General features: G+C 70.8%; 15 protein-coding genes. 6 read left to right on the top strand and 9 right to left on the bottom strand.

Going from position 1 to position 19759, the window contains the following annotated elements; translation table 11 throughout:
• Positions 1–33 precede the first annotated feature (33 nt).
• Positions 34–1983, bottom strand: coding sequence for a CocE/NonD family hydrolase (locus VGV60_12280; protein HEV8702041.1), 1950 nt, complete (start codon positions 1981–1983; stop codon positions 34–36).
• A 381-nt stretch (positions 1984–2364) separates the two neighbouring features.
• Between VGV60_12280 and VGV60_12285 the strand changes: the two genes are divergently transcribed.
• On the top strand, positions 2365–3135 hold the full coding sequence (locus VGV60_12285; GenBank protein ID HEV8702042.1) for a LysM peptidoglycan-binding domain-containing M23 family metallopeptidase: 771 nt from the start codon (positions 2365–2367) through the stop codon (positions 3133–3135).
• 30 nt (positions 3136–3165) lie between these two features.
• On the opposite strand, the gene VGV60_12290 is transcribed toward VGV60_12285, so the two are convergent.
• Genes VGV60_12290 through VGV60_12305 form a run of 4 tightly spaced genes read right to left on the bottom strand, consistent with a single transcriptional unit; the run spans position 3166 to position 6552 of the window.
• Positions 3166–4140: a serine hydrolase gene (locus VGV60_12290; GenBank protein HEV8702043.1), complete on the bottom strand. Its 975-nt coding sequence runs from the start codon at positions 4138–4140 to the stop codon at positions 3166–3168.
• Complete coding sequence (locus tag VGV60_12295; protein HEV8702044.1) at positions 4134–5159, bottom strand: dipeptide epimerase; 1026 nt, start codon at positions 5157–5159, stop codon at positions 4134–4136. The genes VGV60_12290 and VGV60_12295 overlap by 7 nt, the downstream gene beginning before the upstream one ends.
• Positions 5156–5872: an HAD family hydrolase gene (locus tag VGV60_12300; protein ID HEV8702045.1), complete on the bottom strand. Its 717-nt coding sequence runs from the start codon at positions 5870–5872 to the stop codon at positions 5156–5158. Before VGV60_12300 ends, VGV60_12295 begins: the two co-directional genes overlap by 4 nt.
• Positions 5873–5883: 11 nt before the next feature.
• Positions 5884–6552, bottom strand: coding sequence for a hypothetical protein (locus tag VGV60_12305; protein HEV8702046.1), 669 nt, complete (start codon positions 6550–6552; stop codon positions 5884–5886).
• Positions 6553–6589: 37 nt separating this feature from the next.
• Between VGV60_12305 and rocF the strand changes: the two genes are divergently transcribed.
• The 3 genes from rocF to VGV60_12320 all read left to right on the top strand — a co-directional run bounded on the left by rocF (position 6590) and on the right by VGV60_12320 (position 10636).
• Positions 6590–7513 carry an arginase gene (gene rocF / locus VGV60_12310; GenBank protein ID HEV8702047.1) on the top strand — a complete coding sequence of 308 codons (924 nt, stop codon included), beginning with the start codon at positions 6590–6592 and terminating at the stop codon, positions 7511–7513.
• A gap of 102 nt (positions 7514–7615) precedes the next feature.
• A complete protein-coding gene (locus VGV60_12315; GenBank protein HEV8702048.1) occupies positions 7616–10324 on the top strand; it encodes a DUF349 domain-containing protein in 2709 nt (902 codons plus the stop codon).
• A 33-nt stretch (positions 10325–10357) separates the two neighbouring features.
• Positions 10358–10636 carry a hypothetical protein gene (locus VGV60_12320; protein HEV8702049.1) on the top strand — a complete coding sequence of 93 codons (279 nt, stop codon included), beginning with the start codon at positions 10358–10360 and terminating at the stop codon, positions 10634–10636.
• A gap of 19 nt (positions 10637–10655) precedes the next feature.
• Here the strand turns inward: VGV60_12320 and VGV60_12325 are convergent, their stop codons facing one another.
• The 4 genes from VGV60_12325 to VGV60_12340 form a co-directional block, all read right to left on the bottom strand.
• The gene (locus tag VGV60_12325; GenBank protein HEV8702050.1) at positions 10656–12860 is read right to left on the bottom strand and encodes a MopE-related protein; all 2205 of its coding nucleotides are present in this window, start codon (positions 12858–12860) and stop codon (positions 10656–10658) included.
• A gap of 146 nt (positions 12861–13006) precedes the next feature.
• Positions 13007–14884, bottom strand: coding sequence for a TRAP transporter large permease subunit (locus VGV60_12330; protein HEV8702051.1), 1878 nt, complete (start codon positions 14882–14884; stop codon positions 13007–13009).
• Positions 14881–15924 (bottom strand): TRAP transporter substrate-binding protein DctP, encoded by a 1044-nt coding sequence (dctP, locus tag VGV60_12335; protein HEV8702052.1) that lies wholly within the window; start codon positions 15922–15924, stop codon positions 14881–14883. The genes VGV60_12330 and dctP overlap by 4 nt, the downstream gene beginning before the upstream one ends.
• Positions 15925–15932: 8 nt before the next feature.
• On the bottom strand, positions 15933–16865 hold the full coding sequence (locus tag VGV60_12340) for a TRAP transporter TatT component family protein (GenBank protein ID HEV8702053.1): 933 nt from the start codon (positions 16863–16865) through the stop codon (positions 15933–15935).
• Between the two features lie 144 nt (positions 16866–17009).
• Between VGV60_12340 and VGV60_12345 the strand changes: the two genes are divergently transcribed.
• Together VGV60_12345 and VGV60_12350 are read left to right on the top strand one after the other, a co-directional pair.
• Positions 17010–18122 (top strand): DUF1028 domain-containing protein, encoded by a 1113-nt coding sequence (locus VGV60_12345; GenBank protein ID HEV8702054.1) that lies wholly within the window; start codon positions 17010–17012, stop codon positions 18120–18122.
• 403 nt (positions 18123–18525) lie between these two features.
• Entirely contained in the window at positions 18526–19707 is a 1182-nt protein-coding gene (locus tag VGV60_12350; protein HEV8702055.1) for a transposase, read from the top strand.
• Positions 19708–19759 lie beyond the last annotated feature (52 nt).

Raw genomic sequence — 19759 nt, forward strand, 5'->3', positions numbered from 1 at the left:
CCCCGGAACCCGGCCGAATCCTCGGACAGGCTCCTATCGATCCCCCGCGCGCGGGATGATCGGGAGGATGACGCGGGACGGGTGTGCGGCGTCGTGCAGGACGGTCTGGCGGGCGGCGGTCATGCGGGCGGAGGTCCCGAACGGCTCGCCGGTGTTCGGATTGCGGTCGAAGGAGGGGAACCGGCTGCTCGTCACGTCGAGGCGGATGCGATGGCCCCTCTTGAAGACGTTGCTCGTGACCATCTGGTCGATGACGAACTCCACCGGCTCGTTCGGGGTCAGAAGGGTGGGGGCGGATTCGGACGCCCGGTAGCGGGCGCGGACGACCCCCGCCTCGTTCGGCATGAGGTTGAAGGCGCGGCCGTCGGGATGCACGTCGTAGAGCATGACGCAGAAATCGGTGTCGACCGCGCTCGAGGCCGCCCACAGGTGCACGGTGATCGGCCCGGTGACCTCGATGTCCTCGAGGAGCGGCTCGGAGGTGTAGACCAGGACGTCCTGGCGCGACTGGAGCTTCGAGCGGTCGTACGGCCCCATCACCTCGAAGTTGTCGATGACCACGGGACGGCCCGGATCGTACAGGTAACGGTCCGGCGGCTCGGTCGCCGGGGCGGCGCCGCCGGCTCCCGCTCCGCCGGCCGGTGGGACCATGGACAGTCGCCCGTCCCCCGAGGCGGTGTTGGCGCGGCCCCCGCTGCGCAGGTAGTACGGCGTGTACACGGTGCGCGCCAGGGGCCACTCGTTCTCGTCGCGCCAGCGGTTCTCCCCCATCACGAACAGGCGCACCGGCGGCCCCTCGTCGATGCCGTTCCTGATCCCCTTCAGCCAGCGGTCGTGCCAGCGGATCACGAGCCCGTAGTAGTCGAGCGTCATGCTGGGCCCGAAATCGAGCTCCCCCACCTTGGTCTCGCTCTCGGAGGGGTCGCCGTGATCCCAGGGGCCCAGGATGAGGCGCTGGCCGCGGCGCGCCACCTCGGTCGCCCCGTTCCGGCGCATCCCGCTCCAGTTGGCCGTCGCCCCGAGCGGCCCGTAGTTGCTGTCGTACCAGGCGGAGAAATTGAGCGCCGGAACGGCGATCTTCGAGTGCGCCCTGACGACGTCGGCGAAGGCCCAATAGTCCGAATCGTCGGGATGCGCCAGCCAGTCGTAGTACCAGGGGGCGACCTCCTTGAGCACCGGGAAGTCGCGGATCGGCAGAAAGTATTCCCACTGCCACTTCAGGCGGTTCCAGCCGGCCGCGGCCTCCTTCTCGGTCGTCGCGCCAGGCAGGCCCTTCCTGAGCCTCAGGTCGGGGGCGATGTACATCTCGATCCAGCGCATCCAGTCGTGATTGAACGCACCGCCGAAATAGAAGAAATGCCGGCCGGTCGCGAAGGTCATCGCGGGGAAGATCGAGAGCAGGTGCGGCGGGGCCTCCATCGCCGCCAGCCACTGGACCGCACCCGGATAGGACAGGCCGAAGGTGCCCACGCGCCCGTTGCTCCATGGCTGCGCCGCGGCCCATTCGATGGTGTCGAACCCGTCCTTCCCTTCCTGGTGGTACGGCCGGAACTCGCCGTCCGAGTGGTATCGGCCGCGCACGTCCTGGACCACGACGGCGAAGCCCGAGTGCGCCGCCCGGCCGATCGTCGGCTCCGAGCCCGAGTCGAGCAGGTCGTCTTTCCCGTAAGGCGTGCGGTAGACTAACGTCGGGTACTTTCCCGGCGTCTCCGGCCGGTAGACGTCGGCGCGCAGCAGGATGCCATCGCGCATCGGTACCGGCACGTTCTTCTCGACCGTCAGGTTGGGGAAAAAAGTGTCCGGCGCGGAGCCCCCGTAGGGGACGGCCGGAGACGCCCCGCCGGCAGCCGGCGCCGCGCCTCCCGTGCCGGCCGGAGGTCGCTCCGCCCGGCACGCCGAGACGAGGATCCCGGCGAGGACCGTCCCCGCGAGGGCGGCGTTGCGCCGCATGCGGCTGTCGCGAACGACGCGAAGCTCCGGCATGGTGGCGGACTCTAACACCGGCGGATGCGCCGATCAAGAACGGGAGGTGCCGGGAGCCCGTCCGAGAATCCGGCCGGCTCCCAGGGTTTCAAATTCGTGATTGCGGAAAAGGCAGGGTGGGCGCGGCCTGCCGTGACACCGGTCGCGTAACGCCTGTGATTTCCGGCATTTTCCGGGGTGGACGCGCGGATGCCTCTTCATCATATTAAGAGGAAGGACGAGGGAGAGTCACCGGTGCAGAGGACGGGACATTTCGTTAGTGTTCTTCTGGGCGTGTCGCTCGCCGCGGTCGCATGTGGCGGGAAGGCCAGGTCGCGCCCGGCCACCACGCCGCAGCCGCCGGTCTCCGAATGGAAGCGGCCCTCCCGGATGAGCGCGGGCGTGCCCGCCGTGCGCCTCGACCGGAAGCCCGTGCGGGAGGAGGAGGTCGCCCGGGAGGAACCGGAGAATGAGGCTCGGGATGGCTCCGAGGAGATCCAGGTGAGCCTCGAGCCCGGCATGACCCTCTATTCCCTGGCGCTTGGCTACAAGGTGACGCTGTCGAGCCTGATGCAGGCGAACGGAATCAGCGACCCGACCAGCATCCCCGCGGGGACGATGATCACCATTCCCGATGCGTCGGGTGCAGAGCCGCGGCCGCGGTCCAGGAAGGCCGCGCGCGCGCCGGCCGCCCCCGCGCCGCCCCGCGACGAAATCGATTCGTCCCCCGCCACCCTCGGCATCGCCTGGCCGCTGATCGGGCAGATCACCGCCGGCTTCGGCCTGCGCGGCCGTCATAGTCACCATGCGGGGGTCGACATCGACGGCGTCACCGGCGAGGAGGTCCGGGCGGTCGCCGCCGGGATCGTCGTGGCCTCAGGCAGCGAGGGGAAATACGGGCGGACGGTCGTCATCGATCATGGCAGCGGGCTCACGACTCTGTACGCCCACGCGAGCCGGCTTCTGGTCCATGAAGGCGACCGCGTCGGACAGGGCGACGCGATCGCGGAGGTCGGCGCGTCCGGCAACGCGCACGGCTCTCACCTGCATTTCGAAGTCCGACGAAACGGCCATCCCGTCGACCCCACGCCGTACCTGCGCTCCGGGAACGTGCCTCTGCCCGGCGGGCAGCTCCCGGCCGGTGCCGGAATGACGTCTTCCGGATCCCACTAGGAGCCTGCGCGAGTATCGGACGGCTCCCGCTCACGGCCCGATGCGGCGGCCGTGCTCCGACGAGGCCGCGAGCCGGCTGACGTGGTCGTAGGCCGCCCGCGTCACGTCGCTGATGAACGCTTCTCCCGCCTGGTCGTTCCCGAGGTAGGCGGTCATCACGGAAATCAGCAGGGGCCTGACCGGAGCGGCCCCGTTCCCTCCTTCCCGCGGCGGCCCCGCCGGGATGAAGACGAGCCCCGCGCAGGCGCGCACCCCGTCGAGCTCGCCGCTCTTGTCGGCCGCAGGGACGTCCGGCGGCAGTCCCCGCTTGATCGGCGTGCCTTCGTTGCGCTTCATGATGTCGATCGCCTGCCGGGTGTTCGCGGCGCCCAGGAGGCGGCCCGCATGGAGCCGCTCGAGAAGCGCCGCCAGATCGCGCGGCGTCGTGACGTTCTCGCGACCGGCGCGCGCCGCCGCCACGTCCATCATCCTGCGCCTCAAGCGCGTGTCCTTGAGGCCCCAGCCCAGGAGACGCCGCCCGACCGCGTCCATGCCGACCAGGTCGATGAGCAGATTGGCCGCGTAGTTGTCCGAAAAGTCCATCATCAGGACGGAAAGCTGGAGCGCCGTCAGCGCGGGGTACGGCGCGGCCCACTTCTCCAGCACGCCGCCCCCCTCGACGCGCGCCTTCGGATCGATGGGGACCGGTCTCGACAGATCGATCGTCCCCTCCTCCGCCCGCTTGTACAGCTCGAGGAAGACCGCCAGCTTGATCGTCGAGGCCGCGGGGAACACCGAGTCGGCGTCCTTCTCGAACGTCTCGCCGCTCTCCAGATCGCGCAGGACGTAGCCCGAGGCGCCGTCGAGACCGGTTGCGAGGCGCGCCAGCGTCGCCTCCAGCTTGCCGTGCAGCTCGCTCCGCTTCGGGTCGCCCGATCCCGGCGCCGCCGCACGCGCGACGACGCCCGACGTCAGGATCGCGACCAGGGTCGCGCCGCAGAGCGCCGCGCGCGCCGGGGTCACCATGCGCCCAGGACCCCGAGCCCCGGTCGGTCGGGAAGAAACAGCCGCCCTTGCCGCACCTGCACGCCGTCGAACGGGTCGTCCGCGATCAGCAGGTGACCGTCCAGGTCGGCGAGATCGGCCAGGGGGGACAGGTGCGCCGCCGCGGTGATGCCGATCGAGGTCTCGATCATGCAGCCGAGCATGACCTTCAGGCCGGACTCCCGGGCCGCGTCGATCATGCGCCGGGCGGCGCGCAGGCCGCCCGCCTTCTGCAGCTTGATGTTGATCCCGTCGAACGCCTCCGCCAGCCGCGGGATGTCGCCCGGGGCCAGGGCCGCCTCGTCGGCATACACCGGCAGGTCCACCCGCTCGCGCACGAATCGGGCCCCTTCCAGGTCGGCGGCCGGCAGCGGCTGCTCGACCAGCACGACACCCATCCCCTGCATCCACCGGATCATCTCGACCGCCAGGGCGGGGTCGGTCCAGCCTTCATTGGCGTCGACCCAGAGCGGCTTGCCGGTGACGCTCCGGATGCCCTCCAGGATCTCACGGTCGTTCGTCAGGCCCACCTTGATTTTGAGGACCGGGGCGTCGCCGGCCTCGCGCACCTTCTCCTGCATCACCGGGATCGCGTCGATGCCGATCGACATCGACGTCGACGGCGTCCTGCGCGGATCGGTCCCGAGCAGGCGGTAGAGCGGCTGGCCAGCCAAGCGGCCGGCCCAGTCGTGAAGCGCGATGTCGATCGCCGCCCGGGCGGCGGGGCTCGAAGGCAGGGCCGCCTCGACCCGATCGAGGATCGCATCCAGGCGCCCGGGATCGTCCGGAAGCCGCGGCGCCAGGGTGTCGAGGGCCCGCGCGACCGACTCCGCGTCCTCGCCGTAGCGCGGGTTGGGGGCGGCCTCGCCATACCCATCGGTCCCGCCGTGCCGCAGGCGCGTCAGGACGTTGCGCTTCACGCGGCTCGAGTTGCGGGCGATCGTCCAGGTGTGCCTGAGCCTCAGCTCGACCGGCTTGTGGTCGAGGAGGAGGGGGGTCATGCGTGGGGCGCCGGCAGGAGGGCCGCGAGGGCGCGCCCGGTGTCGGACAGGTCGGCCAGAAGGGCGTGCGGCCGGAGGGCCCGCAGGACGGTCACGGAAGTCCAGCCGGTGCAGACCGCGACGGCGCGGGCCCTGATCGATCGCCCGCACAGAACATCGTGCTCGCTGTCCCCCACCACGACCAGCTGGCTCCCTTCCATCACGGGATCCAGCGCGCGGCGGGCGCGCTCGAGCGCCAGGGCCGGGAGCCGGTATCGGTCGGAGTCGTCGCTGCCGAAGCAGCTGATCGAGAAGTCGAAGTAGCGCGTGATGTCGAAGAGGCCGAGCTTCAGCCGGGCCCCCGCCTCGACATTGCCGGTCAGAAGCGCGGTCCGGACGTCCGGACGTCCCGCCAGGGCATCCAGGAGCTCCCGCACTCCCGGGAGGAGCCGCGCCTTCCCGGCGCCCCCCTGCTCCGCGAAGTAGTGCAGGTAGAGGCGGATCGATTCCGGAATCGCGGCTTCCAGGAGCGCCCCCGACACCCCGTTCCCCGCGAGGATGTCGCGCGCGATCTGCGGATCGGTCCGGCCGGAGAAGGAATAGCCGTCCGGATGAATCGGCCGCCCCGCGGCCTCCGACAGCGCCCGGGTGAACGCCTCGCGCGCCGCCCCTGCCGTGGTCAGGAGCGTGCCGTCGATGTCGAACAGGATGACGCGAGAGGCGGAGTGGCTCATGAGCCTTCAGTCTAGCGGGCGGGGTGGCGGAGTGTAAAGCGCGCGGCGCGCCACAGCGCGAGGGACATCAGAAGAAGCCCGGCCGAATAGACGGGCCACGGGAACGGCGAGGGCCTCAGGCGACTCAGGGCCTCGGGGCTCGCGGGCAGGGCCTTCAGGGCGTCGGCCATGAAGGCGTACAGGGCGGCCAGCACTCCCCCCGCCACACAGGCCCAGCCGGCCCGTCCCGGGTCGAGGCCGATCCCCCGGTCGTCGCGCGCGACCGCCAGCCATCCGGCCGCGATCGAGAGGACGGAGATCAGGACCGGAGCGAGGACGGGGCCCCACCACGGAAGCGGGATCAGGAACAGGAGGTCCGGATCCAGCAGGGTCCTCGGCCATCCGATGAGGATTCGGAGCCAGGAGTAATACAGGATGTCCCAGAGTCCGAAGGCGAAGAGCGTGAATCCCGCCCGCGCCTGCGCCGATCGCCCGGCCGCGAGACCGACGGCGAGGAGCATCACCAGGGTCGCGGCCTCCCGTCCCACCTCGATCGCCGCCAGGGCGGGATCGTAGGCGGCCACGTCCCGGACGAGGTCGGTGATTCCGTAGACGAGCCTGAGGTACACGACGACCGCGGCCTCCACGTAGGCCATCGCCAGGGCGAACAGCGCGACGTAGACGAGACGGCGAGCCTGCACCGGCGCGATTATGTATCATGGGCGGATGCCGGCTGACGTGCAGCGCGCGGGTCACGGTCGCGGGGTGGATCTCATCGGCGTGCCGCTCGATCTCGGCGCCGGTCGACGCGGCGTGGACATGGGGCCCTCTGCCTTCCGCCTGACCGGGCTCGCCGGGCGCATCCGGGCGCTCGGATTCGACGTGCGCGACCGCGGCAACGTGCCGGTGCCCAACCCCGAGGGGCTGGACCCGGGTGATCCCAGGAAGCGCTACATCGGTCCGATCGCGGCCGCGTGCCGCCAGGTCGCCGACCTGACCTCCGAGGCGGCCGCGGCCGGGCGGATTCCGATCTGCCTGGGGGGCGATCACTCGCTCGCGGCCGGCTCCATCGCCGGCGTGGCGCGCGCGCTCAAGAGCCGCGGGGAGCAGCTCGCGGTCGTCTGGGTCGATGCCCACGCCGACATGAACACCCCCGGAACGAGCCCCTCCGGCAACGTCCACGGCATGCCGCTCGCCGCCTGCCTGGGCCAGGAGCCGGAGGAGCTCGTGGCGCTCGGAGGGGGCGCGAGCGTGACGCCGGGCCACGTCGCCCTCGTCGGCATCCGCAACCTGGACGAAAGGGAGAAGGACCTGGTCGGCCGGAGCGGCGTCCGCGCCTATACCATGTCGCACATCGACCGCCGCGGCATCGGCGCCATCGTCGAAGAGGTGCTGTCGGCCTTCGCCGGGATCACCGGCGGGATCCACCTCAGCCTCGATCTCGACGGCCTCGACCCGGAGGTGGCCCCCGGGGTCGGCACCCCGGTGCGGGGCGGGCTGTCCTACCGGGAAGCCCACCTCCTCTGCGAGACGATCGCCGAGAGCCGCCGCCTCGTCGGCATGGACGTCGCCGAGCTGAACCCGACTCTCGACGTCCGCAACCACTCGGCCGAGGTCGGCGCCGAGCTGGTCCTCTCCGCCCTGGGTCAGCGCATTCTCTGAACGGAGCGCTGGAGCCTGTCCGAGTATAGGGACCGGCTCCCGGGATCCCTCCTCTCCGGGGCCGGGATGGCGTACAATTCACTTTCCTCGGAGCATGACTCGATGGGCCTCTTAGAGCGCCTTCGGCCGCAGCCCGGCTGGAAGGATCCGGACCCGAAAGTGCGGCGGGCCGCCGTCGGCCAGATCGCGGATGTCGCCCTGATCGTCGATCTGGCGCGCACGGACCCCGATCCCGGCGTGCGGGAGGAGGCCCAGGCGGCGCTCCTGTCCCACGCCCTCGAGGGCACGGACGAGGCGGCCGGCCGGAAGGCGGTCGAGGCGATCGAGGATGCGCGGATCCTCCTTCAGATCGCGAGGCAGGCGGCCCACGAGCAGGCCAGCCGCGCCGCGCTGTCCCGCCTCTCGGAACCGAAGGCGCTCGCCAGCGTGGCGCGACACGGCCGGCATGCCGCCGTCCGGCTCGAGGCCCTGGCGCGGGTTGTCGAGCTTCCCGCGGCGGACGGCGTCGTGCGCGACGAGCTCGCCGCGATCGCCCTGAAGAGCCCGCACGATGACGCCGCCCTGTCGGCCCTGGAGCATCTGACCGGATCGGATCGCTTCGGATCGTCGGGCGAATCCCCCGCGGGCGACTTCCTGGACGCCGTCGCGCAGCACGGCAAGAGCCGCGCCGCCGTCAGGCGCGCCCGCACGATCCTGCACGAACGGCAGGCGGCCGGCGCCGCCGTCCGCCCCCCGACCGACCGGCGGGCGCAGATCCGCCTGTGCGAGAAGGCCGAGGCCCTCGCACGCTCGGGTGAGTGCGAGACGCTGTCCGCCGAAATCGCGGCGATCCAGGATGCCTGGACCGATCTGGTGCCCCGGGTGGACGACGATCTCGACGAGCGCTTCCAGGCGGCGATGCCGAAGGCGCGCGAGAGGCTGCGCCATAACCTGACGGAGCGGGAGGACCGGCGCCGCCACGCGGAGCTCCTGCGCGCCCGCCGCGAGCGGCACATCGTGCCGCGCATCCTGATCCTCGAGACGCTCGAATCAGCCGAAGGGGACAGCCTGCCGCGGGCGATCGAGGATGCCACCTGGGAGTGGGAGCACCTCGGCCCGCTCGCCGGCCTGCGGCCGGACGATCCGGTCGACTCCGAGGTCCTGGCCGAGGCGCGCGGCCTGGAAGCCAGGTTCGAGTCCGCGCGCGCTTCCGGACGGACCCGCTTCGAGACCTGGCAGCAGGATCGGGAGCGGCATCGTCTTGAGGAGATCGACCTCGCCGCCCGCCAGGACAAGCAGCGCCTCCGGGAGGAGGCGGCGCAGGAGAAGCGGGATCACCTGGCGCGGCTCCAGAAGCTGTGCGAGCGCGCCGAACGCCTGCTGAAGTCGGCCGCCCTGTCGCTCGGCAAGGCCGAGCCCGCGCTGCGTGAGGTGCGCGCCGTCCTCGACACTATGCCTCCGCTTCCTACGCGGCGCGACCACGACACGCTGCTCGAGCGCCTCAAGGCGATCCGCGCGGCGCTCGCCCCCCGGCTCCAGGAGGCGCGGGAGTCCGACAAGTGGAAGCGTTGGGCCAACACCAACGTGCAGGAGGAGCTGTGCGCCCGGGCCGAGGCGCTCCTCCCCATCGCCGACCCCGAGGAGGCCGCCCGCCGTCTTCCGGATCTCCTGGAGCGCTGGAAGACCGCGAGCGTCGCCGAGCCCGACAGGGCGCAGGCCCTGTGGCAGCGCTTCAAGACCGCGACCGATGCCGTGCGCGCCCGCCACGAGTCGCTCCTGCAGGAGCGCACCGACTTCAAGCACGCGCTGTGCGAGAAGGCCGAGGCGCTCGCCGCCTCCACCGACTGGATCAAGACGGCGGAGGCGATCAAGGGGCTTCAGGCCGAATGGAAAACCGCGGGAACGGCCGCCCGCGGCCAGGAGAAGGCGCTGTGGGAGCGCTTTCGGAGGGCCTGCGACGAGTTCTTCACCCGCCGCGACCAGGACCGCTCGAAGCGGAAGGAGGAGTGGGCGAAGAACGTGGAGAGCCGGGAGGCGCTCATCGCCCGCGCCGAGTCCCTGGCCGAGTCCACCGACTGGAAGCCCACGGCCGCCGAATTCAAGAGGCTCCAGGCGGAGTGGAAGACGATCGGCCCCGCCCGCCCGAGCCGCTCCGAGGCGCTCTGGCGGCGCTTCCGTGCCGCCGGCGATCGCTTCTTCGATCGGTACAAGCGCCGGGAGCAGATCGACAGGGACATGGCCCTGGCGGGGCGCGAAGCGATTTGCGCGGAGGTGGAGGCGTTCCAGATGGACGTCCCCGCCGAGGGGCTGCTGCCCCGTCTGGAGGCCGCCTGGGACCGCTGGAAGAAGAGCCCATCCCTGCCGGACGCTCTCGCCGGACCGGTCGGCGAGCGCTTCCAGGCGGCTCTCGACGGCCTGGTCGTCAGGAATCCGGAGGCCCTGAAGGGAACGGCGTTGGACGCAGAGACCAACCGGAGCAGGATGGAAGATCTGTGCGTCCGATTGGAGCGGCTCCTGCCGGGCGGCGGCCCCGCCTCGGCGGACAACCTCTCACCCGTGACCCGGCTGGCGACGATGTGGCGCGAGGCCCTCGCCTCCAACACCATCGGCGGCAAGGTCGCCGAAGAGGCCCGGCAGCGCGCCGACGCCGAAGAGGTCAGGAAGGCGCGCGATGCCTGGCAGAGGATCGGCTATGCGCACGAGAACGACCGCCGGACGCTCGGGGCGCGCTTCGAGCAGGCGTGCCGGCGCCTGGCGCCTCCGCCGGCGGCCGAGCGCGGCCCCGCCCCGTCCCGGCCGCCACGACGGACCGTCGCCTCGGGCAAGCGCTAGGAGTGTGTCGGGGTATTCGGAGGAAGAGCCACCGTGAAGACGATCAGGAACAAGACGTACAAACCCCTCAAGCTCACCTTTTCCGGCGGGAAGGTCCTCTACCTCGGTCCGGGCAAGACCGGCCAGGTCCCCGATGACGCGATCCTGCAGAGGTCGATCCAGGCGTTGATCAGCGCCGCCACCATCGAGGTCCTCGACGGCGGCAATGCGCACTCCCAGGACAGCGGCGGGAACAAGGCGGCGCCCCACGAGGCCACGCGGGGCCACAAGCCGGGAATGTCCACGCCGACGAAGAGCCAGCGCGGCGGATGAGATCGGCGGCGCGGTCCGCCTACTTGATGATCGAGATGATCACGTCGTGGACCGATCCGTCGTCGATCCGGGTGCGGACCACGTAGCTGGTGTTGATCGACAGGGACAGCGTGCCGAGGTTGTAGATGTACTGGCGGCCCGCGGCGTCGTAGCGGTAGATGTTGTCGGTGTTCGCCTGGCCCGGTGACGTCACGTCCTTCACCTTGTTGCCCACCACGCCGTCCCGATAGAAAAACACCTCGATCGTGGCGAACGCGCCCGCCACGTTCGCGCCCGCGCAATTGCGGATGGAGAACTTGAAGGGGATCACCTGCCTGCGGTGGAACACGCCGCTGCCGTCGTCCTCCACCGGCTGCCCGAAACCGGAGAAGACGTAGGCCTCGTCGATCAGGCCGTCGCAATCGTCGTCCACGCCGTTGCAGATTTCAGGTCCGGGCTCCACCGGGACGCAGACCTGGGGGATTCCGCCGATGCAGGCGCTGATGGTGCGGACGCAGGCGCCGCTGCCGCACGTGATCGTCCCCAGTCCCTCGTCCACGGCGCCGTCGCAGTCGTTGTCGACTCCGTCGCACACCTCCCCGGTCGGCTCGCTCGACGGGTTGCAGACCAGGTGCCCCTCGAAGCAGGCGGTCGTCCCGGTGGCGCAGGCTCCCAGCCCCCCGGCGACCTGGCATGCCTGGCCCCCGCCGGGGTTGCCGTCGTCGACGAGCCCGTCGCAATCGTCGTCCATGCCGTTGCAGATCTCCGCGGCGCCGGGATGGATGGTCGGGATCTGATCGTTGCAGTCCGCCAGAATCCCCGAGCCCGCGGCGGGACAAAGCGGGTAGCCGTCCTGGTCGAAATCGAACGTCGGATCGATGGACGAGCAGTCGACGACTCCCTGGATCGCGCAGGCCACCTTGACAGGGGACCACGCCACCGACCCGCCGACGCGGGTGGGATCCGGAACGATGGTGAGGATCGGCTCGACGGAGGTGGTGACGTCGGTGAACGGCGGGAAGGTCAGCCCGCCGTCGGTCGATCGGGAGAACAGGAGCCGCAGGCGCGGCTCGAAGGCCGCGTCCTTCTTGTAGACCATCTCCGTGAGGCCGGAGATCGGCGATTCGATCGTGAGCACCCGGCACGGGAAGGGGTCCTCGGGGGGAGACGGCTCGTAACCCGGCGGGAACGGGGGCTCCGAGGGACCGGGCAGGGTGGCGCTGCACGCCGCGGTCCCCGCCGGGAGGTTGTTCTCGTTCGTGACCTGTAAGAGGAACCCGTCGCCGCAGCAGACGACCTGGTCCACGACCGGCCCGCCAGGCAGCGCATGGAAGCAGACCGGCAGCGCGCAGGTGTTGCCCGCGCCGTCGGTGGCGATCACCGTCGCCTGCCCGTCCAGGGAGAAGTCGGTCTGGGCCGCCGTGAAGCCCGCGACGGGATCCCCGGTCTGGAAGGCCGGATCGAGGCTCACGGAGACGTTCGTCCCGCCCGGCCGCAGCGCCACGCTGGCGATTCCGGAGTCGCACGCCTGGTCGTCGGTCGCCGTGCCGGCGATGACCACGGTGCTCCCCTGCTCGACCGGGTGGCCGGTGCACACGGGCGGCGTGACGTCCAGCGGACAGGAGCGGCCGAAGAACAGGTTGTCGATCGTGAACTCCTCGTAGCCGCCCTGGCCGCCGTTCTTGAACCCGGCCGTCAGGGTGACCCTCACGATCGGCGTGTCCGAGGTGGCGCCGAAGAAGATGGGGGCCGCTTGGCTCGGGTGCGGGTTGACGACGGAACGGGTGACGAAGGTCTGGCCGGCGAGCTCGAACCGGACCGTGACGTTGGTGGCGGCCGGATCCTGGTCGGTCAGATAGAAGGAGAAGGCCGCGGTGGTCGGCGCGAACTCCAGGACGATCGCCTGCGGAGGCTTGGTCGTGCTCCGCGCGAAGCCGCCCCCCAGGACGTTGGGGACCGACTTGGCCCCTCCGGTCGTCATCACCTGGATAGGGATGAAGTTCCGGAGGCCCGAATTCGGGGAGGAAATCGTCACGCCCGGGATCTGATCGGTGATCCGCCGGCCCGCCGGGAAGGAGTCCCAGTTCTCCAGGGTGTGCGGGGTGACGACAGCCGCGCGAAATGCGGCCTCGTCCTGGTAGTCGAGCAGGGTCGCCGCGTCCGCTCGTGCGGCGCCGGCGGCCACCCACAGGACCATGGACAGGGACAGCTGCGCTCTAGACCAGACAGACCCCGATTGGGGCAACTGGGTGACTCCTCGCTCGTTTCCTGTTCCGGGGCTTCCGAGCATCCCGGGGAAAAGATGCAAGAATATGCGTTAAGAGCATGCCCGTGTCAATCATTATTCTGGGGTGAATGACCGCCAGGCCGGCCCGGGAATCCTTGCCGCGCCTATCTTCCCAGCCACTCCGGCAGCGCCGTGGTCAGGGCGGGGACGTAGGTGATGACCAGGACCCCCGCCAGGAGGACCAGGAGCATCGGCACGACGGCGCGGTAGACCTCGAGAAGCGGCTTGTCGAAACGGTAGGAGGACAGGAACAGGTTCATCCCGACGGGCGGCGTCAGGTAGCCGAGCTCCATGTTGGCCAGGAAGATGATCCCGAGGTGGACCGGGTCGATGCCGAACGCCTCCCCCATCGGGACGATCAGGGGGGCCACGACGACGATCGCCGAGAAGATGTCCATGAGGCACCCCACGACGAGCAGGAACAGGTTGAGTACCAGGAGGAACACGAGGGGCGAGTCGATCGCCCCCTTTACCCAGGTCACGGCGCGCGCCGGGACCTCGGCGTCCACCAGGTAGGACGTGAACCCGAGCGCCACGCCGAGAATGAGCAGCACCCCGCCGACCAGGACACCGCATTCGGTCATGGTGTGCAACAGGTCGCTCCTGAGCTTCAGGTCGCGGTACACGAAGGCCTCCACGACGAAGGCGTACAGGGCGGTCAGGGCCGCCGCCTCGACCAGGGTGGCGAACCCTCCGTAAAGCCCGACGAGGACGACGATCGGCAGGAGCAGCTCCCATTTGGCCTCGAGGACGGCAGCCCACGCCTCGCGCCGGTCGAATCGCCGTCCCCCGGCTGCCCCGCCGGCCCGGCGGCTTCCCCACCAGCCGGCAAGCAGGAGCATCAGCACTCCCGGCAGAAATCCTCCCAGGAACATCCGGTCGATCGGGGTGTGCGCCACGATGCCGTAAAGGATCACGGGCAGGCTCGGCGGGAACAGAAGCCCCAGCGATCCCCCCGCCGTCAACAGGCCGAGCGAGTCCTTCTCGGAGCAGCGCGCCGCCAGGAGCACCGGCATCAGGAGACCTCCCAGGGCAAGGATGGTGACACCGGAGGCCCCGGTGAACGAGGTGAAGAAGGCGCACACCAGGACCGTGGCGATCGCCGGCCCGCCCCGGATCCAGCCGGCCAGGGCCTGGAAGACGCGCACCAGGCGCTTCGAGGCCCCCCCTTCCGCGAAGAAATACCCGGCCAGGGTGAACAGGGGGATCGTCGGCAGGGTGGGCGACACGACGAGCCTGTAGGTCTCGACCGGGATCGACGCGATCGGCACCCCTTCCCCCCAGAACAGGATCAGGGCCGCGCCTCCCAGCGCCGTGAACACCGGTGCGCCCACGGCCGTCGCCAGGACGAGCGCCACGAAGGCCGGCACGACGAGCTGCGCGGGCGGCAGGGGCGGTCGCACCATGAGGTAGAGAGCGATGGCGACGAGCAGCAGCGTCATGCCCCGTCCGGTCCTTGAGTAGGATGAGTGCCGCAGGAGGCGCCAGGCGACCAGGGCGAACCCCAGCGGGAGCATCGCCTCGACGACCCAGAGCGGCAGGCTGCCGACCAGGAGCTTCCCGCCCTGACGCTCGGACAGGACGAGCTGCACGCTCGCGACGCACAGGAGCGCGGAGACCGTGGTCGCGAACGCGCCGCCGAAGACGCGCACCGCGGAGCGCGCCCACCCGGTCAGGAGCGTCGCGCCGGTCGACAGCGAGAGGAGACGCGCCTCGCGCGCCGCCACGGCGCCTCCCAGCATGCCGATGGCGAGAGTCAGGTGCTGCACGATCGCGCTCGATCCGGGGATGCCGAACCCCGCCGAAGTGCGCAGCACGATTTCGGCGATCGGGATGATCGCCATCGCGGCGAGGAACAGGGACAGGAGGCCGTTCTCGGTGGTGAGCGCCGCCCGTCGCCAGCCGGCCCGGCGGCGCTCGCGCGTGCGCCTCACCCCCGTGCCGGCGAGGATCTCGGGTGAGTCGCTCCAGAGAGAGCTCATCCGCCCGGTCCGCCTCCCGCCGGTTTCAGCGCGGACGAGCGGTAGGCGTTGCGCAGGCGCAGCGCCTCGTCGAACACCTTGTCCGGCACGATGGGGCCGCGGATCCGGGGATAGGCGGTCTCGGCCGCGCGTCGCCAGGCTGCCTCGATCTCGGGCGAGCTCGGGATGACCTTGAGACCGCGCTTCTTCATCGCTTCGATCGCCTGCTCGTTCCCGGCCCGGATCTCTCCCCGCAGCCTCTCACCCGCATCCGCCGCCGCCTTCAGCAGCACGGGCCGCGCCGGCGCCGGGACCCTGTCCCACGCCTTCCGCGTCACGACCGTGGCGCCGACGAGGGGCGCCCATTTCAGGTCGAGCATGTAGGGCGCCGGACCGAACCACTGCGACGCCAGAGCCAGCAGAGGCGTCGTGTCGAAGGCGTTGATCAGGCCGGATTGAAGGCCGGGCAGGATATCGGTTGCCGCCAGAGGGACCGGGTGGAACCCGGAGGCCTTCCACACGTCGACCGCCTCGTTGTCGCCGGCCCACACGAAGAGCTTCATCTTCCGGACGTCGTCCGGGGTCCGAAAGGGCTCCTTGGCGAAGAACATCACCCACCCGGCGTCGCCCCAGTTCAGCACCACGAAGTCCTTCTCTTCGAGGCGCCGCTCGAGGGCGGGGCGCAGCCCTTCGCGCACGTGGTCGAGCTCCTCGTACGAGCGGTACAGCATCGGGATCGTGAGGGCCGCCGCCGATTCGTCGATGTCCGAGAGGCCCACCGACGTCAGGGCGGCCGCCTGGATCTGCCCCACGCGCATCTTGCGCACCAGGTCGGGCTCGTCCCCGAGGACCCCGCCGGGGTAGATGCGCAGCGTGACCCCTCCGCCGGGCGCCTGCTTCCACTTGTCCCCCATCTCCTTGAAGATCTGGTGCCAGGAGGAGCCCTCCGGCGCGCTCGTCCCCATCTTCAGGACGACCGGAGGATCGGCCGCGACGGGGCCGAAGCCGGCGCTGCCGAGAAGCCCCGCAATCGCCAGGCGTGCGGCGGCCGGTCCTGCCATTCGGGACCTCATCCGAGAGGCTCCTGGATGACGAACAGCTGGTCGGCGCGCGCCAGAAGCCAGCGGGCTCGCCTCTGCATCGACAGGTTGGCGAGCCGCCACTCGGGGCGCGCATCGGCGTCGATCGCCAGCGCCCGCTTCAGCAGATCCTCGAATTCGGCGCGGTCCTGCAGGCGCACCGCCACGGTCTCCGCCAGATCCACCAGGGGGGCGGCCCGCATTCCGCCCGAAAGCCGGAGCGCTTCCCGGAAATGCGCCCGCGCCCGCTCGACCGATCCCCCCATCGCCTCCGACCGGCCGCCCTCGAAGGCGATCAGGAATTCGTGGATGGCGCCATGATCGAACGCCGGGTCGAGCGCCAGGCCCCGCTTCATGAGGGCCTCGACGACGGGGAGGTCGGCCAGCAGCTCGGGGTCGTCCTTCTTCATGGCGATCGCCCCGCCCCAGGCCGCCGCCGTCCAGTAGAGCAGGGGCACATCGTCGCGCTCCGCCTGCGCCGCGGCCGCCACGCTCCCGGAGCGCAGCGCCGGGGCGATGCCGTCGTGGCGGACCTCGAGCCCCCGCAGGCCGTAGTCCCGGGCCCGGAGGTAGAGCTTGCGCGCCCGCTCCCGCAGTGTCGCGGCCGCCGCCATGTCTTCGTCTTCCGCCTCGTCCGCCTCCTCCTGGACGAAGGCGTACGTGTACTGCGTGAATCCTCCCGCCGCCGCCAGGAGCAGTCCCCGATGCCTCGGGCTCTGGTCGAGGAGGCTTTCGATGAGCTTGAGCGCGAACGGAAGCGCCTCGCGGACGAGCGTCGGGTCGTTGTCGGACGCGTAGGTGGCGCCGCTTTCGGCCAGGGCGTCCCCCAGCCGGTTGATGGCGAAGGTCCTCATGGAGCAGGCGTTCCCCACGGCCAGGGCGCAGGCGCCGGTCAGGAGGAGCGCTCCGGCTGGGAGCCTCATTCAGCGGGCCTCGTCTTAGAGCGGGAGGAACGGCTGCAGCCGAACGGCACCGTATCACGAGCCGCAGCGGCCTGCAAATCCCCGTGGGACCCGGGAGCCTGTCCGAGGATTCGGCCGGGCCGCGCGTGAGGTAAGATCCGCCGCGTGATCCGACGCCTCCGCTCCGCCACGCCGGTTCTCCTCTTCGCCCTCGCGCTTGCGGGCGTCGCTCCCGCCGGCGAGCCGGACCCCGCCGGACTCCTGCACTCGACCTTTTCGATCTGTGCCATCGATCCGAAGACCGGCGAGAGCGGCGTGGCGGTGACGACGCGCGTGCCGTTCGTCGGGCGCGCGGTCCCCTGGGTGCGGTCCGGCGTCGGCGCGGCGGCGACCCAGGCCTGGACGGTGGTCGAATACGGCCCGCAGGCGCTCGATCTCCTCGAGAAGAAGGTGGAGCCCAAGGAGGTCATCGAGCGCCTGCTTGCGGACGACAAGGGGCGGGAGCGCCGGCAGATTGGCGTGATCGACATGCAAGGGCGCGCGGCGGCGTTCACCGGCAAGGAGACGAGCGCCTGGGCCGGCAGCCGCCAGGGCCCGAACTACACCGTGCAGGGGAACATCCTGGTCGGCCGGCAGGTCGTCGACGCCGTGGCGCAGCACTTCGAATCCACCGAGGGATCCGGGATGCCGCTGGCCGAGCGGCTGATCCTGGCCCTGGCGGCCGGTCAGAAAACGGGCGGCGACAAGCGCTGGGGCTACTTCCAGTCCGCCGCCATCCGCATCGCCGATCCGAAGGACCCCGGCCGTGGGGGCGATCACATCAGCCTGTCGATCGACGTCGGCGAGCATCCCGAGCCGGTCGCCGAGATGAAGCGCATCTACGACACGACGTCCCGCCGCCTCGGATACCGCTCCTTCTCGGCCGTCGAGGGGGACGACGTGGTCGAGCTCAAGAGGATGCTGCAGAAGACCGGCTATTTCCGGCCCGGCTCACCGCCGATTCCCGTGCTGCCGCCGCTCGACTTCGATCGGACCCTCATCCGTCGCGATCCGGCCCGCCTGAGGACACTCTTCGAAGCGTACGACAAGAAGGAAGAAGAGTTCACGAAGGCCTGGGGGGTCTACGACGCCGAGGCGATGGATGCCGTCGATGCCTTCCGCAAGGATCACGACCTGGTCCACGAGGGGGACGCGCGCGGCCTGGTCGACCCCGTCCTCGTGGAGGCCTTGGGAAAGGCGTTCTACGCCGGCGAACGGAAACAGGCCCCGCCGGGCTGATCGAGGAGGCGTCGGGATCCTTACTGGATGCGGACGAGGGTTGCCTGGTTCGCTCCGTTCATACTCGTGCCACACCCTCTGGACACCGGGCCCGCTGACCACTTCAGCTGGGCCCCGAGTGCACGTCGGATCCCCCCCAGGTCCGTCTGCGCGGTGTCCGCCTGCCCGCGGTGGCCGTTCACGGCGTCACGGTTCGTGACACCGAGGGGACGGCGGTGGATCACCTCGCCATGGAACGAGCCGCAGTGGGTCCTGACACTTCCCTTCGCCCTGCGCTACCGCCTGGCGTACGACGCCGCCCTCACCTCGGTCGTTCTGCGGGAGTTCGTCCGCGGAGTGTTCGCCTCCTACCGCCGCCGTGCCCGGCAACACGGCCCGATCCGGCGGCCCCGGGGGGGGCGCCGTGACCTTCATCCAGCGCTTCGGCGACGCGCTGAACCTCAACGTGCACTTCCACACCCTCTTGCTCGACGGCGTCTACGAGCGCTACGGCGAGCCGGGCATGCACTTCCGGGCGCTGCCCCCTCCGCACGACGACGAGGTGCGCCGCGTCGTCGAGCGCGTCGCCGGCCGGGTGGCGCGTCTCATGGAGCGCCGCGGCTTCGGCACGGACGCCGACCCCTCCGACGCCGACCTTCTCGCCGTCGCCCAGCCCCACCTCGCCGGCCTCGCCGCAGCCTCGGTCCGCGGATTGGCCCCCGGCGGCTGGCGCCCCGCCCGGCGCGGCGACTGCATCGACCCCGAGGATCTGTCGGCACCCGCAACACCCCGCTGCGCCGCCGCCATGGGCTTCACGCTGCACGCCGACGTCGCCGTCCCGGCCCGCGATCGCCGCCGTCTTGAGCGCCTCTGCCGCTATGTCGCGCGACCGCCCGTGGCGACCGATCGCCTCGAACGCCTGCCCGATGGCCGGTTGCTCTACCATCTGCGCCATCGCTGGCGCGACGGCACGACGCAGATCGTGTTCGAGCCGCACCAGCTCCTCGCGCACCTCGTCCCCCTCATTCCGGCCCCACGCGCGCACCAGGTCCGCTATCACGGCGTGCTTGCCCCCTGCACCGGCTGGCGCGATCGGGTGGTCCCCCTGGGCCGCGCGCCGGCGAGGCCGCACGGTCCGCGCGCTGCACTGCACCGTAATGAGGAGACTGGCCCAGGCGGCTCGGCCGGGAACAGCCGCTCGATGCGCCGCTACCCCTGGGCGAATCTCCTGCGCCGCGTGTTCGCTCTGGACATCCTGGAGTGTCCAGACTGCGGCGGACGAATGCGGGTCCTCGCCGCGATCCATCCGCCTGACGCCACCCGCGCCATTCTGGAGTGTCTCGGCCTGCCGTCGCGCGCCCCGCCCGATCGCCCCTACCCGGCCCGGGCCCGAGCCCATGGAGCACGTGCCGTCAGACTGGTAGGACGCAAGCGCGGGACCGGTCTTCAATCCCCGCCCAATCTCGTCGCCGGCCTGTCCGGCGAAGGTGGGCGTGTGTCGACCCGTCGCCTGGCGACCCCGCGCCAACCCTGCCACCCGCCCGCCGCGCAGCTTGAATCCCCCCGCAGCCCGGTCCCCCGCCCCGTTTCCCGGTTGACGGAATAGACCTAACCGGGCGTAACATGCAGCTTGTTTCGCCTATGCGCCCTGCAACCGG

The organism is Candidatus Polarisedimenticolia bacterium, from assembly GCA_036001465.1.
In the GTDB taxonomy this organism is placed as follows: domain Bacteria; phylum Acidobacteriota; class Polarisedimenticolia; order Gp22-AA2; family Gp22-AA2; genus Gp22-AA3.

Coding starts and splice junctions, on each gene's coding strand:
- VGV60_12280 (HEV8702041.1), bottom strand. CDS start 1,983: ATGCCGGAGCTTCGCGTCGTTCGCGACAGCCGCATGCGGCGCAACGCC.
- VGV60_12290 (HEV8702043.1), bottom strand. CDS start 4,140: ATGGTGACCCCGGCGCGCGCGGCGCTCTGCGGCGCGACCCTGGTCGCG.
- VGV60_12295 (HEV8702044.1), bottom strand. CDS start 5,159: ATGACCCCCCTCCTCCTCGACCACAAGCCGGTCGAGCTGAGGCTCAGG.
- VGV60_12300 (HEV8702045.1), bottom strand. CDS start 5,872: ATGAGCCACTCCGCCTCTCGCGTCATCCTGTTCGACATCGACGGCACG.
- VGV60_12315 (HEV8702048.1), top strand. CDS start 7,616: ATGGGCCTCTTAGAGCGCCTTCGGCCGCAGCCCGGCTGGAAGGATCCG.
- VGV60_12330 (HEV8702051.1), bottom strand. CDS start 14,884: ATGAGCTCTCTCTGGAGCGACTCACCCGAGATCCTCGCCGGCACGGGG.
- dctP (HEV8702052.1), bottom strand. CDS start 15,924: ATGGCAGGACCGGCCGCCGCACGCCTGGCGATTGCGGGGCTTCTCGGC.
- VGV60_12340 (HEV8702053.1), bottom strand. CDS start 16,865: ATGAGGCTCCCAGCCGGAGCGCTCCTCCTGACCGGCGCCTGCGCCCTG.